Source organism: Haloarcula marismortui ATCC 43049 (assembly GCF_000011085.1).
Classification (GTDB): domain Archaea; phylum Halobacteriota; class Halobacteria; order Halobacteriales; family Haloarculaceae; genus Haloarcula; species Haloarcula marismortui.
The window spans coordinates 2,064,865-2,079,275 of the sequence record NC_006396.1; the positions used below are offsets into that span (position 1 = coordinate 2,064,865).

Here is a 14,411-nt window from a genome sequence, read left to right on the forward strand (position 1 = left end):
CACAGAAATCAACGATGCCCCAAAATCACGAACTCGTCGAAGAACTGATACAATTTTTCCGGGACTACTACTCGGAAGAGATCGCACAGCTCGCACAACGCTACCCACGAGAGCAGAAATCACTCCACGTCGACTACGACGACCTGTACCGGTTCGACCCGGGTATTGCCGACGACGTGCGGAACCATCCGAAGGAACTGCAGGAACACTTGGAAGAAGCACTCCGCCTGTACGACTTGCCGGTAGCAGTCGAACTCAACGACGCCCACGTACGCATCTACAATCTTCCGGAGATACACGTCTTCGACCCCTCTGGTGTGTCTCGCCACGAGAACATCGGGCAGTTGCTCGATATCCGCGGACAGGTCCAGAAGGTGTCCGACGTGAAGCCGCGCCTCACAGAGGCTGTCTGGGAGTGCCAACGCTGCGGAACTCAGACTGAGATTCCACAGCACGGCGATAGTCTGCAAGAACCGCACGAGTGCCAAGGGTGCGAACGACAGGGACCGTTCTCGCTCGATGCAAGTGCCAGTAGCTGGATCGACCACCAGTACGCCCGTATCCAGCAGCCGCCCGAGAAAACGAACGGTGGGGAAGCGCAGAGCGTCGACGCACATCTCGAAGATGACCTTATCGAAGGCTTCGACGCTGGTGACAGGGTGGTTCTGACTGGGGTTCTCGACATCGAAGAGCCCGGAGCCGACCAGGGGCTCGACTTCGACACGAACCTCGATGCGCGTTCAGTCGTGAAAGAGGAGAGCGACTACGACGATGTCGATGTAGAGGAACACCTCGATGAGATCGAAGCTATCGCCAACGGGGAACGCGGTGACCCGTACCAGCTGCTCATCGACTCGATCAACCCGAAGCACCGGGGCGACGAGCACGTCAAGCTGGCCGTCGCACTGCAGCTCTTCGGCGGCTGGGCTCACGAATACCCGGACGGAAGCCGCGACCGCGGTGACTGCCATATGCTCCTTCTCGGTGACCCCGGCTGTGGGAAGTCCACCTTCCTCCGCTACGTCGATCAGATAGCACCACGGTCGACGTATGCCTCGGGAAAGGGGGCAACGGCGGCAGGGATGACGGCAGCAGCTGTATCCGACGACTTTGGTGATACAGAGTGGGGGCTGGAAGCCGGCGCACTGGTGCTGGCGGACGGTGGTATCGCCTGCGTCGACGAGATCGACAAGATGCAGTCCGACGCAGTGTCCTCAATGCACGACGCCTTAGAGAGCCAGCAGGTCCACGTCAACAAGGCGGGTATCAACGCTACGCTGAACGCTCGGACTTCGCTGCTGGCGGCAGGGAATCCGAAGGACGGCCGCTTCGACCGCTACCGTCCGAAAGGGGAGCAGATCGACATGGGCCCGACTCTTCTCTCTCGGTTCGACCTGATGTTCATGGTGTCCGACGAGCCAGACCGGGAGGACGATGCGGATGTCGTCGAACATATGCTCCAGAGCCGGCAGGCTGCAGGTCGTCACACCCGAGGAGAGAATCTGAGTGAAGAGGAACAGAAGCGGGTCGAGCCCGCGATAGACCGGTCGGTGATGCGGGCCTACATCGCTCACGCCAAGCAGATATGTCATCCGATCATTGAGGACGAAGAAGTGGCGGAGCGACTGAAACAGTTCTTCGTCGAGTTCCGAGCTGGGGCTGGTGAGCAAGACGACGACTCACCGATTCCGGTGACGTTTCGGAAGGTAGAGGCGATACAGCGGCTTGCGGAGTCGAGTGCAAGGGTTCGTCTTTCGGATACTGTGGAGATTGAAGACATTGAACGGGCGATTAAACTGGTGACGAAGTCCATGAGACAGGTCGGATATGATCCTGAGAGTGGTGAGTTTGATGCTGATATCATCGAGACAGGATTGTCGGAGAATCAGCGCGAGCGTCGGGAAAGGATTGTTACTGTTATAGAACGGTTAGATGGTGCGACAGTAGGTGAAATAGATGACAAGGTTAAATTTGAGGAAGAGATACTGCAGTATGATGTGGAACAGCTGAAAGAGGCTGGAAGGATCTATGCTGTCAACGACGAGTTCAGAAGAACATAGTCACAGTCAACAATAGGTGAGAGTGTGGTTCCGTGATTTGTCTTAGAGAAATACATTAGACAATGAAATGCTTGCTAAGCATTCGATGCATATTGTTTTATTACATCGTACTACAATGATTGGTATCAGTCGTGTCAACAGCTGAGCGAAGTTTGTACGCTGGCCTTGTTATAGTGCCTGTCATTCTTTTTTCTCCAGGGGTCGATATTGGCATTATAATCGCTGTTTTGACCATCATAGGCGCATCAGGGATCTCACTCAGTCTAAGAGAATTATCCCGTTGGAAGGAGGATAGAGTTGAAGACAGTTATCCAACGTTCTTGATATCACTGGTCGCTTTTTCTATCATTACTCTTCATGGTCCGGAAGCGCAGATAATGCCCAGATTAGTCCCAGAAATGAGTGGGAGACCAGAAATAGTGGGGGTTGTTGGCCTGATTTCTCTGGTTGCAGGACTGGTAGCGTGGTGTTGGAATGGGGATGACTCGACGGAATCCTCGAGACAAGGCGACCCCTCCCCAGGTCAAGACCATAGTGCCGAAGATTACATGGCGGGCGAAACTGATGTCGACGACGAAAGTGACGATGGTGACACGGACGTGAATGAAGGAGAAAGCGAGGCTGCAACAGATGGTTCAAAATAAATTAGTTGGTCTATTTTCCTCGTACGACATCCTCGGAAAATCTCTCCCAGGAGCCGTCTTTTTCTTTGGGATTATTTCAGTGCTCCCGGTTCAGTCCGAGCTATTTGCACAGTTAACGAACTGGTCAGAACTACCAGCAGGTAACTTTGTCGTCATTTTGCTCTTAGCGATTGGCATGGGGTTAGTTTTTGGGGAAGCAATTCACACACTCGCTAACAATTCAGAGCAGTTTGTTGCTTGGTTGGGGAGAAGAGCAATCAGTGCGGCCGGGTTTGTTCGTGATAATTTGCCAGAACTACATAGATTTCTGAATTCAGAGTACACCGACTACGCTGCCGCGACCCCGTCTGAGGCACGCGTTTATAGGGTTATCGCTAATACCAAGCAATGGTATAAAAAGCGATATTTTGGATTGAATGCTTCCGTTAAAAGTCATCGAAGGCTGTTTGCAGAAACCTGTGAGACAAATTATGGAACAAAATGGGGGCCAAGAAAAGACGAAGAACCCAAGAAAATATTCGAAGAATTTGCCGATAGTTTCGAGAAGAAGTTTGATACAGACCTCCCAAAGACCAATAAGTCAGAGCTTATGGAAATTTATCCATTGATAACAGGGGAGGTAACTAGGTCTGGAGGCGCGGAATTTCGCCGCTTTCAGTCGATCTATTCATTTTGTCGATCAATGTGGGTTACCTTAATGATATTCTCAATCATTCATTTCGTGATATACATAGCGAATAGAGGATATATTATCAGCCAATTTGATTATATCTCAGTGGCTGCCACTGTATTCCCTCTCAATCAGACAAGCTTGATACCAGGAATGCTAGCAATTAGTTGTATTCTGTTCTTGGATGCTGCTGGGACGTATAAAGAGCACTATGTGGAATACCTTGTAGCAGAATTTTCGTTATACGCTGGTGAAGAATGAACAGAGATATACACTACGTCTATTCTGGATTAGACATCAACTCAGCACTGAAGAACTGTAACACGGCAAGAGCATTTATTGGTTTGAAGCCTATTATTTATATACCAACAGGGAGGAAACATCATTATGTCTGTTGAAGAGAGCGGTTCAGATGTGGGCTCCGATAAGGATCCTCCAGTCTCTCTTCAAGAGGTAATTAAAGCATTTCTGCAGACACACCAATTCTTACACCAATACCGATTACAGAAGCTAATATATCTTGCAGAGTTGATGTACCGTGAAAAACACGAAGGACGTCCGCTGACTGAGGCTGAATATAAGCCGTATATGTACGGTGCATACTCCGAAGATGTCGATGATACGCTCTCTGAATTAAGAGGTGATCCAGAGGTGAAAGCAGAGAATCAGCATAGGTATCGGAATAGCAAAACAACCTACAAAGGCGAAATAGAGGATCTGGACATCCCTAGTGATGTCGAAGACCTCGTTGAGGTAGTTACAAATATGACCAGACGTATGAGTAGCGACGATCTTGCTCAGTGGAGTAAATCTACCTATCTCTTTGACGAGACAGACTACAATGATGAGATGGAGTTTGAGAAATATCTAAGCGCGATACGCGAAGGAGAGGTTGAGCCGGATTGGAAAAAAATCAGCTAATATCGAAATCCGCCAAGAGAGCTACGGTACAAAGAGATACCATCTTAAAATATTCTAAAGCATCACAAATGGTTGGCGAACTACCTTTTGCGAAGACATTCTGAGAGATATCAGTCTTGTAGAGGAACAGAATCTAATATTTGTCGCCATCTATACACATCTGGAATGTTTAATCACCGTATCTGATACACACTCACCAAGGTTTGTGATTTACTGAGAGCACATTTTACTGTCACAGTTGTTGAAGAATTCAGACCAACACCATCTTGTCTAATACTGATCGCGAGGAGCCTTCCTACAAGCAAGCCAGTGTGCCCCGAGGAGTTCTGATTCAGCTTGGCTTAGCTGGAATTTTTCTTCAAACTCCGGACGAGTGACGTAAGAAAAGTACAGGCCCTTATCACGGTTGCGCCGATGACGATTGAGCCGATCACTGAGGGTAACAGATTCTCCAATATATTCAAGCGGTGGAACGTTATCAGGGTTCCAGATCCGATACAGTCCACCATCTACAGGAACGTTGCCAGCGGACTCGCTCAGGGGCCTGGGTGATGACCAAGAGAGACCCATCCAATCCTGATCAGTGATCCCGGTAGGGTTGCTCCAGGGGAGTGGGTCAATACCTCGCAGAAAACTTCGAAGCGTATCGTCGTCACTGTGTCCCCCACGGACTCCTGAGCTACGCTTCTTCGATTTACTGTATCCCGGTGGCATCCGTCCGAAATTTCCGATGAGATTCGTTTCGGTTTCTCTCCGATGCAGCGCAATAAGAGCATCCTCAATTGCCTTTCGTTGCTGCTTGTCTTCAGCTTCTGGTGGCGTTGTTCCTGATACCTCGAACCCAGATCCATGGCGATCTGCAATAGCCCAGAGACTCGGTGATGCAGTGTGTGGATCGCTGAATGGCATCTCGTCATCAAACACACCGCGAATTAATGACCGGATGCGACCGCGCAGGCTTCTCCCTGTTTCTCCGATATAAATCAGTCCGCCATATGTCTCATGACGGACTCGATAGAGCCCGGCATCGGTCGAGAGAGCTGCCAGTTCTTCACTGTCTGGATCAAGAGACAACCACGGAGACCAGTCGAAGCCCAACCAATCCAAGTTATAGATACCAGACTCGTTTACCATCTTATATTCAATACACAACGGTTCACCATATGTAGGTGATGTCTGAGTTGTCCAAGAACTACGACACGTAACCCGATATATCGGGTTATAGCTGACTGCTTCGATCCAAACGGTGGTTTATGATGTCAGACTTGTCATTGAGAACTATCCATGCGAATCAAGCGTAACGAGAATCATCACTCGTATCGCTGCTGGCTTACCCCAGATGAGTACAAGCAACTCAAACAGACAGCTGGGAGCTATCGAGATTCGCTCATTGTTCAGCTTGGCGGTGAAGTCGGGCTCCGTTCTTTCGAGATCCCACAGGTCTGTCCAAAGCACATCACGCAGGTCGATGGGCACGCTCGGCTTCGTGTTCCCGAGGGAAAGGACACCGAAGGTAGCGGTGGGAAGCCCAGAGATGCATATCTCCCGGAGCAGGTTGAAAGCGAAGTCCTTCGCTACGCTAACGTCGAAGAGATTGATCGCGACGAGCCGATCATTGATCTAACCGAGCGGTCTGTGCAACGACGTGTGAAGGAAACAGCGGAGCGCGTGGGGGAGGAGACAGGAAACGCCGACTGGCAAAAAGTATCGAGTCATGATCTCCGGCGCTACTATGCTCAGACACTGCTCGTCAGAGAGCGGATGAATCCCCGTGTAGTGATGGAAGTCGGTGGCTGGTCGTCGTTCTCTGCCATCGAACCGTATCTGAATGCGCCGACCGCTGGCGTAGTCAACGAGGAGTTCGAGGGAACAACCCTCTCATAAGCTAAGATCAGTCCGGAGAGCCTCTCCATTTCTCCTTCGCACTGTGGGCACCACCTTTACTGGAATAGCCTGCTCGCTCAGCCAGCTCACTGATCGGGATCTCACCATTTGTTTGCTCCAAGAGCAGGAACGCTTTGGCCTGCTTCTCTGTGAGGTTTTGAACGTTCGAAAGCCCGTTCGATTCGTGACCTGCTGTCTCGCTATCTGCTGGTAGGGAACTTTCTCTATCGCCAGCCTGTGAGTCTGGTAGATACGAGGGTGCTATCTCTAGATTTTCTGTTTTTCTCTCCGTCTCCCTATCGCTGGGAGGTGGGGACTCTGTCGCTGGGTTCACTCGTTCGCTTGACTGACCAGATTCTGCCACCTGAATCATCTCATCGGCGTACCAGACGCGAACCGATTCCGCTCCACTGAGATGGGTCACAACTACCTCTCCAATCTGCTGCTTGAACGCATCAGATTCGTTCTCGTGTGGAGTCTTCTGAGTATTGGAATCTTCCGTCGAGGAGGATGTATGGAACTGGACCATATGTGTCTGTGATATGTGCCGGTTCGGTTGTAATCCACAGGTTAGGAGAGTCGACTAATCATCAAGAGCTGCAGTGTTCATCGCTTTCCGGTGGGTTATAGAGGAATACATCGGCAGGGCGACTCGAAAACGGAGAGTTCAAATCGTAAGGAGCAACGAATCACATAGCTCAGAGAATTTAGTCATCTAAGAGCAGCCAAGTGATGACTGCGCCGTGCTGGTGGTGTGGGTGCTGGAGTCCATCGAAAGGCTCGATGGCCGTGGTCTCGATGTTGATGTCGTACCAGTACGAAACGTCACGCTGGAACTTCTCGGCTATTGCCTCCGCTCGTAGTTGGTCGTACTCCTCGCTGTTCTTCTCGTAGTAGAGCCCGAGCAGCCCGGTCGGTTGGTCGAAGTCTGACTCGACAAGCTTCGGAGCATCGGTGAGCATCGACGATGAGCTGTGCTCGGGGAAGGGGCTGAAGACGCTCTTGTACATATTGGGATCGATATTCCCGTTATCCAGCCGGAACCGGAGCAGCTTAGCCTCAATTGGGAGGCGGATACCGCCGGCCTCGACCACCATGTCACACCGCTGCTGGTTGCCCGGATACGGAACTTCGGTCTTGATCTCGCCAGCCCGTTCCGCTGGCAGTTCGTCCAAGATCATCTCAATCTGGTTTTCCTCCTCGAAGGGACCGATGCCAGACTTCCACCGGCTGTGCTGTGCGTCGGCATCGGCCTTCGGAATCACATCGGCAAAATCGCGAGCGATTCGCTGGAGGACAACCGAGGGTTTCAACATGAATTTCGATGGTTTCGGATAATAAATAGCGCTTTCCCCATTCACTCGAAGCAGGGGGTAAACCGGTGCTCAAGGGGCGCTTCAACCATGTCGAGCAAAAACGAACAGTAGAGCGGTGCCAATCAGCGCTCAAGCGGCGGTATCAGGGGTAACATAATCCCCTCAACCTGCCTGCTCTTCTCCCTCGTCTCGACAACGATGGAAAAACAGGGCAACGAGCGCCCTCAAGCAGCGCTTAAGCGGCAGAACTAGCAGTAGCAAGAGTAGTCTTTGAGTGGTGGTCGGTTCCGCTCCATCTGGGATGATGGGGCGAAAGGAGCCAGAGCAGGGGTGCTAAAGGGGTGGTTTACCCCCCTGAAAACATGGTCTCGATGATCGGCATCGGGGAGCAGCCAAGACAGGGAGAAGAAGTAACTCAAGCAACGTACAAGCGGTAGAACTACCAGCGCTAAGAGTAGCGCCTGAGTGGTTGATATTCCTTCGATCTGTAACGAAGAGGGAAGAGAGGACCCAGACAGGGGTATTCAGAGAGGTGATTCACCCCGTTTCAAGTTGGTCGCAGTGGTTGGAATCGAAGAGCAGCAAAACAGGGGAATGAGCGCCCTCAAGCAGCGCTCAAACGGCAAGGCGACCAGTGGCTAAAATACCGCCTGTACTGTGGTATTTTCCGCTAGATCTGAAGCGAAGGGGAAAGGGCAGCCAGAAAGGATGAGCCGTCTGTAGTGATGTAGCCGAAACATTGAGATAAACGTATAGCTACTTAATTAGGCTGAACTAATAGATGAACAGATCCACACCGGCTTTTGTGCCTGTGTGGGTGACGCAATCACGGAGAAAGCAAAGTCAAACACATAGCAAGCGTCCACCCATCACTGTATTTGTACTCTCCAGAGGGAAAGCCTCCCCCAGAAAGCCAGTTTTCTATTGTTAAAATCAGGTACGTCACACCGTAAATAGTCAACCGACCCAGTATGGTTCGCTCACAGCATTGCAGTTATGTATTTTATACGCCCAGTCGGGGATATGGAGTTCGACGATCTAAACAAAGAGATCCGAGAGTTTTGTGAGAAGCGCAACTGGAGTCAGTACCACAGTCCGAAAGACCTCGCTATTGGGCTCTCCACCGAATCCAACGAACTGCTCGATATCTTCCGTTTCAAGAGCCAGAGCGAACAATTAGAGATGATATCCAACCCAGATAGGCAATCCGAGGTTGAAGACGAACTCGCCGATGTACTGTTCTTTCTCCTGCGATTTGCAGATTTACATGACATTGATCTTGAGGACGCGCTGGAGAAGAAGATTGAAAAGAACCGAGAGCGGTACCCGAAAGAAGAATACGAGTCCAGCAACAGAAAATATAACGAGTAACCTAAATGCTGATTTACGAGAACACCAAATCGGGACTCCTGAAGGATATTCTGTCGGATGACCTTGTTTCACGAATAGAGGCCAAGTACGCAGCGAAGGGGCTCGGTGGGGTGAGCCCCAATGAGAAACGGGCTTGGCGGAACTCGTTCCAGTATATCCACAAGGTCCTCGCTGGAAGCGAAATTCCAGACGACGCTGGTGTTGCCATTGAGTTCAAAATTCCGCTAACATCACGGCGTGTGGATCTCATGATCTCTGGGAGGGACAAAGACGGTAACGCGAATGTCGTCGTGGTGGAGCTGAAACAGTGGGAAGGGGAAGACACCGAGCGAGTCAGTGGAAAAGACGGTATCGTAGAAACGTACGTCGGTGGTGGTATCCGGGAGACAACGCACCCGAGCTACCAAGCGTGGGCCTACGCGAATTTCCTTCGAGACTTCAATATCCAGATCCAGGAGACACCGATCAACCTTCATCCGGTCGCATACCTCCATAACTACGAGCCCGAATATCGCTCGGCTATCGATAACGAAATCTACGCACCGTATACAGAGGAAGCACCGTTGTACCTCAAGGGCGATGCCGTTGAGTTCCGGGACTACTTGGAGGAGCGAATTCAGGTCGGTGACAGAGGTGAGCTGCTCCGCGAGATTGCAGACAGCGGTCTCAGGCCCAGTAAATCGCTACAAGATTCGGTTCAGGAGATGCTCAACGGCAATCATGAGTTTACCCTACTCGATTCACAGAAGGTAGTCTTCGAAAGAGCAGTTGAGCTGGCGGAGCAGTGCCAAGAAGACGGACAGAAACGTGTTCTTCTCGTGGAGGGAGAGCCAGGAACGGGCAAGACCGTTGTGGCGATTAATATTTTAGCAGAGCTACTGCAAAACGATCTGACCGCACAGTACGTCTCGAAGAACGCCGCACCCCGAGATGTGTACGAACAGAAGCTCAGAGGCGACATGATGGTCAAGACCATCAATCATCTATTCAAGGGTGCCGGCAGCTATGTCGATGAAGAGGCAAATGCGGTCCCAGCGCTCATCGCCGATGAAGCACACCGTCTCAACGAGGAGTCGAACTTCTTTGGTCGTGGCGAGAACCAGATTATGGAAATTATCAACGCCGCGCAATTCAGTGTATTCTTTATCGACGAGAGTCAGCGCGTGCATATCGACGATATCGGGTCTAAGGACGAAATCAGAAAGTTCGCAGATGAGCTGGGCGCGGAAATAAAAGAGACTGCGCTGGAGTCTCAGTTACGATGTGGCGGGTCCGGAGACTACATTGAATGGGTTGATGATGTGCTGGAGATAGGCGATACAGAAACACCTGAAGACATTGGTCTTGATTATGATGTTCGGTTATTCGATTCACCAGAAACACTCCATGAAGCTGTTGAGCGAAAGAATGAGCAAACCGATTTGTCTCGAGTCGTGGCCGGCTATTGCTGGGAGTGGGATACGGATGGCCAGAGTGACCCAGATTACGTCGATATCGAGATAGGTGACTACAGACGTAGCTGGAATCTCAAAAGTAGCGATCCATGGGCTATCGACGAAGGTTCAATCGACGAGGTGGGTTGCATCCACACGTGCCAGGGGCTCGAGTTCGACTATGTAGGAGTGATCATTGGTCCCGATCTCCGGTATCGGAATGGCGAGATAATTACCGACTACGAGGAACGCGCTAGCAGCGATCGCTCTGTCTTCGGTATGAAGAAGATGTTTGACGAAGAGCCTGAGGAAGCACAGGAGCTGGCTGGTGAACTAATCAAGAATACTTACCGGACGCTCATGACACGAGGGATGAAAGGGTGCTATATCTACTGTTGTGATGATGAGCTGCAGGCTTATCTGCAAGAACGACTTGACGCGGTTGCTGAATAAGACATCAAGAGATCCTATTTTCAGCGTGTTATAGTACCTGAGAAGGCCCAGTCGAGGCTTCTAGAAGTTCTAACTTTGTTCCTCAACAGCTTCACATAGTTCTTCGAACAACTCTGGATGATGCTTTTCTAGAATATCAAGATCCTCAGACAGTTCTTCATCGATCTTCCGGCGTATTCGAGAAACAGCCTGGTAGTACCGGTCAGATTTCTCTTCGGCTTCTAGAAGTTCACGCTCTGTGTCTGTGAGTAGCGCGCGGCGGCGTCCCATTTGTGAGCCCTGTTTGTGAGGCATCACATTATACAGTACCCTTCTATCCGCTCATAAGATTCCCAATTGCGGCAACTTCCCATATATGGCAAAATACTAAGTAGCACGTTCCCACAAATGGGAATGGGAATACCGTGGCTACGCCATTTTGAAGATGGCCGGTGCAAGGACACCGACCACGGGTTCTCAAGCGAGTCAAGAACCCATGTCAACTGACGATACACGCGGGAATGAAAGCATCGCCTCAACGAACGATCCAAGCCGACGGCAGTTTCTCGGTGCTGCGGCCACGGTCGCCACACTCTCGGTCGACCTACCAGCGGACCCACAGCCCGCTATCCCAGATGATTTCGCCGCACACGTCGCCACTGAACACGTCCAACCCGCCCTCCGGGCGCTGACACGCCAAGACTACAACAGGTCTGAAGCGATTCCAAAACTCGAAGACGCCCTTTCTCAACTCCGAAAGGAAGCCGAAACACACCCCAACGGGAGGCGTAACTAACCTAATCACTCATTCACTCATTGACATATACTAAGTAGAGCCAGTCACTATGGGATACACATGGCGCACAAAACTGCCCGAAACTGTGGATGGGTGATTAGTAATTAACTAAGTAATTAACTTATTAACTAATCAACAGAAACTAAGTGAAACCACCGAATAGGGACTCAGTACGCAGAACACAGCCAACTCACAATTTACAGGATTCAGACAGATGACTCTCAAAAGTGGTAAAGTGCAAACGTATGGCCCTGACAAGCTCACCAGGCTTGGGCCATACGTTTTGAATCGAGTGGACCGGGAAGATGTCTTCCCACTCTTAGTTACTAGAGCTAGATACTTAGCACTTGGGGATGACGTGCTCCCGGTCCGGTGTCGCCGGCCTAACCGGCCTTCATCGGACGATGGAATTCAGACACGATGAGCTAACGTCGACCCAGCGAAGTATCGCACGCCACCTGAACAGTCGCCAGTCTGGGGGTGAGCGGGATGATTGAGCGGTTCGGCCACGACAAGATTCGACTCGTCGAATGTCCGGTCTGTGGCATCGACCTTCGGGACAAGCGAGTCTCCCACCACGTCGCATCGCATCGACCGAGTGAGTTCGGACTGTCGCCGCAGGGGGTGATTCAATGACGGCGAAGAGCGCAGACGGTGACCAGTTTGTCCAAGAGAACAAGGACACGCTCGTCCGCATCATCAAGCACGGTGACGACGAGTTCGTCCGGGCGCTTGCACTGCGAGCACTCATTCGGTACGGGGACGAACCGGCCCTACACGACGTACAGAACGAGATCGAGCGCGCCAAGGAGGAGGTGTAGCCGGTGTCCGCTTCAGCCCTGTCCGGTAGTGGCGAACTCCCGGGCTTCTCGGAGGATTTCGGGGTTCTCGTCTCCGAGTTCGATGAACTGCTCGACGCGGTCGAGGTCGTCGAGCAGCTCGGGGTCATCCCGAGCGATACGGAGCAGTTCCGCCCGAGTCTCCCGCTGCTCCGCTTCCAGTTCCTCGACAGCCGCCGCGTCCATCGCTTGACTGCACCAGACGCAGGTGGGTTCGTCTCGGGGCGTTTCGTTTCGGCACCGCGGACACGTAACCGGCGCAATCGGTTCGGACTCGTCTTCCTCAACGTCGACGCCGTGTGCCTGTGCGATAGCGCGGTCGTTGGCGTCGCCAAAGACAGCGACGTAGCGAGAGGCAACGTCAGATCCTCTGTCCCAGCCGTGGTGGTCCTCGATGTGGGCCTGATTCACGCCGTCCGAAGCAAGATAGGACGCGGAGGACTTCCGCATACGGGTGAAGGTCACGTCGCAGTGGTTCACGCCCGCCTTTCGTGCGTGCTTCTTGAGGATCTTGAGCTTCATCTGGTAGCTGATATCCTCCGGTTTGTTGAGCTTCGACCAGAGCGGGGCATCGGGCTGTTCCGGCGCTGGATGCACGTTCAGCCACTGCTGCAGTTGGGGAACAGCGGTCGTCAGGATGACCGACCGCTCGCCCTTCTTCCCGTCGACGGAGATACGCAGGCCGTATTTGTGGTCAGAAACGTCTCCAACAGTCAGGTTGCGGATTTCCCCGCTGCGGGCTCCGGAGTCCCACGCAACGGCAATGAGCGCCTTGTCACGGGCGTGTCGGCACTCATCCAGCATGGGCTTGATGTGTTCGTCCCACCAGAGCATCTTGGCCGGGTTCGGCATCGGGTTGTAGTCCTTCGACGTGGTCGCCGAGACCCACGCGATACTGTCGGGAATCTCGTCGCCATCAGTGACGTGCTTCCCGAACATCCTGAAGGCGACACGGTAGTCCCGGTTGGACTCCTCGTTGCCGTAGGTATCGTGAATCCAGCGGACGATGTCCTCGGCAGCTCGCTTGTCGTCAAGGGTGTCAGCCAGCCCGCCAACTTCCTCGGCGATTCGCACACAGTGTCTGAGGAGCTTCTCACGGCGCTCCTTTCCGTACTGACTCCCGAGCAGGGCAAGCCTGTTGTCGAAGGCCTGCAGCACGTCCTGGTCGTCTTCACTCATCTCTTCGGCGCACTCGATACGCTCCTGCAGATTCTCGATGCGACGATCTGCGTTTCTCGTCATCTACACGGGGGGTTGTGTTATGGGCATGTAAACCACCAGTTGAGGTCCGGGAGGCGGCATTTTCCTACGAACAAAGTGAACAGTGAAAACGCTCTCGAGCGGATTTGAACAAGGTGAGTAAGTAGCGACCACTGGTTGCCCCGTTGACTCGGCACAGTCGCCGGAACAGGTACGTCCGTGGCGACGAGTAGCATGGGTATGACAGAGGAGCCAGCACACGAGCAGATGGAGCACCATGCGACCCTGACCGACGAACTCGCAGACCTCGATGCGGAGCGGGATGCCGTTGCGGCGTCAGTACAGGACCGGCTTGCCGACGCGGTTTCGGAGGCCATAGCAAAAGCGGGGACGAACGTCGGGAGTCTCGGGCAGTCCAAAGACGGTAAGCGGTTTCGATTCGAGGCGCGGCTTGATCGGGCGGCGCTGGTGGCGGCGGTGACGGAAGCGCTGCCGGACGGATTCGTCGTCTCCCACGTCAACGAGGATGGGACGCTGAGCGTGGACTGGACCGGCGACAGTACCACACCCTCGAAGCGGGAACACGGGGCCATCCTGAAGGCGATCATCGCAGAGGAAACGGAGACAGACAGGGATGGCTTCATCGAGTCCGTGCCCAGCCGCGACCGCGTGCTAGCGCGGGCGGTGGAACTGGGTGTCGACGAAGAAGACGCGGCAGACCGCCTCAGTCGACTGGCGACGCTGGACGTGGTGGATATCACTGACGAAGGGGTCTACCCCGACGAGAACTTCTCGCGATATTAGCGAACAAGGGCGGATGCCAGCCGACGGCAGGCGGGAAAGGG

General features: G+C 52.7%; 15 protein-coding genes. 11 read left to right on the top strand and 4 right to left on the bottom strand.

From position 1 onward, the window contains the following. The first annotated feature begins 14 nt into the window (after positions 1-14). The 4 genes from RR_RS14355 to RR_RS14365 all read left to right on the top strand — a co-directional run bounded on the left by RR_RS14355 (position 15) and on the right by RR_RS14365 (position 4,295). Positions 15-2,060 (top strand): minichromosome maintenance protein MCM, encoded by a 2,046-nt coding sequence (locus tag RR_RS14355; RefSeq protein ID WP_011224149.1) that lies wholly within the window; start codon positions 15-17, stop codon positions 2,058-2,060. 131 nt (positions 2,061-2,191) lie between these two features. Further along, positions 2,192-2,704 carry a hypothetical protein gene (locus RR_RS22085; protein WP_137440617.1) on the top strand — a complete coding sequence of 171 codons (513 nt, stop codon included), beginning with the start codon at positions 2,192-2,194 and terminating at the stop codon, positions 2,702-2,704. Continuing rightward, on the top strand, positions 2,691-3,635 hold the full coding sequence (locus tag RR_RS14360) for a hypothetical protein (protein WP_137440618.1): 945 nt from the start codon (positions 2,691-2,693) through the stop codon (positions 3,633-3,635). The genes RR_RS22085 and RR_RS14360 overlap by 14 nt, the downstream gene beginning before the upstream one ends. A gap of 126 nt (positions 3,636-3,761) precedes the next feature. Continuing rightward, positions 3,762-4,295: a Panacea domain-containing protein gene (locus RR_RS14365; protein WP_011224150.1), complete on the top strand. Its 534-nt coding sequence runs from the start codon at positions 3,762-3,764 to the stop codon at positions 4,293-4,295. 270 nt (positions 4,296-4,565) lie between these two features. On the opposite strand, the gene RR_RS21545 is transcribed toward RR_RS14365, so the two are convergent. Beyond that, a complete protein-coding gene (locus tag RR_RS21545) occupies positions 4,566-5,429 on the bottom strand; it encodes a GIY-YIG nuclease family protein (protein WP_011224151.1) in 864 nt (287 codons plus the stop codon). A 150-nt stretch (positions 5,430-5,579) separates the two neighbouring features. Between RR_RS21545 and RR_RS14370 the strand changes: the two genes are divergently transcribed. After that, positions 5,580-6,179, top strand: coding sequence for a site-specific integrase (locus RR_RS14370; RefSeq protein WP_011224152.1), 600 nt, complete (start codon positions 5,580-5,582; stop codon positions 6,177-6,179). Between the two features lie 7 nt (positions 6,180-6,186). On the opposite strand, the gene RR_RS14375 is transcribed toward RR_RS14370, so the two are convergent. Further along, positions 6,187-6,708 carry a hypothetical protein gene (locus RR_RS14375; RefSeq protein WP_011224153.1) on the bottom strand — a complete coding sequence of 174 codons (522 nt, stop codon included), beginning with the start codon at positions 6,706-6,708 and terminating at the stop codon, positions 6,187-6,189. Between the two features lie 178 nt (positions 6,709-6,886). Next, a complete protein-coding gene (locus RR_RS14380) occupies positions 6,887-7,495 on the bottom strand; it encodes a hypothetical protein (RefSeq protein ID WP_011224154.1) in 609 nt (202 codons plus the stop codon). Between the two features lie 1,023 nt (positions 7,496-8,518). Between RR_RS14380 and RR_RS14385 the strand changes: the two genes are divergently transcribed. From RR_RS14385 to RR_RS14405, 5 genes are all read left to right on the top strand, one after another. Beyond that, complete coding sequence (locus RR_RS14385) at positions 8,519-8,866, top strand: nucleotide pyrophosphohydrolase (protein WP_049938986.1); 348 nt, start codon at positions 8,519-8,521, stop codon at positions 8,864-8,866. A gap of 5 nt (positions 8,867-8,871) precedes the next feature. Next, positions 8,872-10,752, top strand: a complete 1,881-nt coding sequence (locus tag RR_RS14390; RefSeq protein ID WP_011224156.1) for a DUF2075 domain-containing protein — start codon at positions 8,872-8,874, stop codon at positions 10,750-10,752. A gap of 475 nt (positions 10,753-11,227) precedes the next feature. Next, on the top strand, positions 11,228-11,527 hold the full coding sequence (locus tag RR_RS14400; protein ID WP_049938988.1) for a hypothetical protein: 300 nt from the start codon (positions 11,228-11,230) through the stop codon (positions 11,525-11,527). 489 nt (positions 11,528-12,016) lie between these two features. Continuing rightward, complete coding sequence (locus RR_RS22460) at positions 12,017-12,163, top strand: hypothetical protein (RefSeq protein WP_154021022.1); 147 nt, start codon at positions 12,017-12,019, stop codon at positions 12,161-12,163. Beyond that, positions 12,160-12,348, top strand: coding sequence for a hypothetical protein (locus tag RR_RS14405; RefSeq protein ID WP_011224159.1), 189 nt, complete (start codon positions 12,160-12,162; stop codon positions 12,346-12,348). Before RR_RS22460 ends, RR_RS14405 begins: the two co-directional genes overlap by 4 nt. 12 nt (positions 12,349-12,360) lie before the next feature. On the opposite strand, the gene RR_RS14410 is transcribed toward RR_RS14405, so the two are convergent. Next, positions 12,361-13,608, bottom strand: a complete 1,248-nt coding sequence (locus RR_RS14410; RefSeq protein ID WP_011224160.1) for a site-specific integrase — start codon at positions 13,606-13,608, stop codon at positions 12,361-12,363. 192 nt (positions 13,609-13,800) lie between these two features. On the opposite strand from RR_RS14410, the gene RR_RS14415 reads away from it, so the two are divergent. After that, positions 13,801-14,370, top strand: a complete 570-nt coding sequence (locus RR_RS14415) for a hypothetical protein (protein WP_011224161.1) — start codon at positions 13,801-13,803, stop codon at positions 14,368-14,370. The last annotated feature ends 41 nt before the right edge of the window (positions 14,371-14,411 follow it).

Bases quoted from the DNA above. Each gene is read 5' to 3' on its own strand.
- RR_RS14355 (WP_011224149.1), top strand. From the start codon at position 15: ATGCCCCAAAATCACGAACTCGTCGAAGAACTGATACAATTTTTCCGG.
- RR_RS14360 (WP_137440618.1), top strand. From the start codon at position 2,691: ATGGTTCAAAATAAATTAGTTGGTCTATTTTCCTCGTACGACATCCTC.
- RR_RS14365 (WP_011224150.1), top strand. From the start codon at position 3,762: ATGTCTGTTGAAGAGAGCGGTTCAGATGTGGGCTCCGATAAGGATCCT.
- RR_RS21545 (WP_011224151.1), bottom strand. From the start codon at position 5,429: ATGGTAAACGAGTCTGGTATCTATAACTTGGATTGGTTGGGCTTCGAC.
- RR_RS14370 (WP_011224152.1), top strand. From the start codon at position 5,580: ATGCGAATCAAGCGTAACGAGAATCATCACTCGTATCGCTGCTGGCTT.
- RR_RS14375 (WP_011224153.1), bottom strand. From the start codon at position 6,708: ATGGTCCAGTTCCATACATCCTCCTCGACGGAAGATTCCAATACTCAG.
- RR_RS14380 (WP_011224154.1), bottom strand. From the start codon at position 7,495: ATGTTGAAACCCTCGGTTGTCCTCCAGCGAATCGCTCGCGATTTTGCC.
- RR_RS14385 (WP_049938986.1), top strand. From the start codon at position 8,519: ATGGAGTTCGACGATCTAAACAAAGAGATCCGAGAGTTTTGTGAGAAG.
- RR_RS14390 (WP_011224156.1), top strand. From the start codon at position 8,872: ATGCTGATTTACGAGAACACCAAATCGGGACTCCTGAAGGATATTCTG.
- RR_RS14400 (WP_049938988.1), top strand. From the start codon at position 11,228: ATGTCAACTGACGATACACGCGGGAATGAAAGCATCGCCTCAACGAAC.
- RR_RS22460 (WP_154021022.1), top strand. From the start codon at position 12,017: ATGATTGAGCGGTTCGGCCACGACAAGATTCGACTCGTCGAATGTCCG.
- RR_RS14405 (WP_011224159.1), top strand. From the start codon at position 12,160: ATGACGGCGAAGAGCGCAGACGGTGACCAGTTTGTCCAAGAGAACAAG.
- RR_RS14410 (WP_011224160.1), bottom strand. From the start codon at position 13,608: ATGACGAGAAACGCAGATCGTCGCATCGAGAATCTGCAGGAGCGTATC.
- RR_RS14415 (WP_011224161.1), top strand. From the start codon at position 13,801: ATGGGTATGACAGAGGAGCCAGCACACGAGCAGATGGAGCACCATGCG.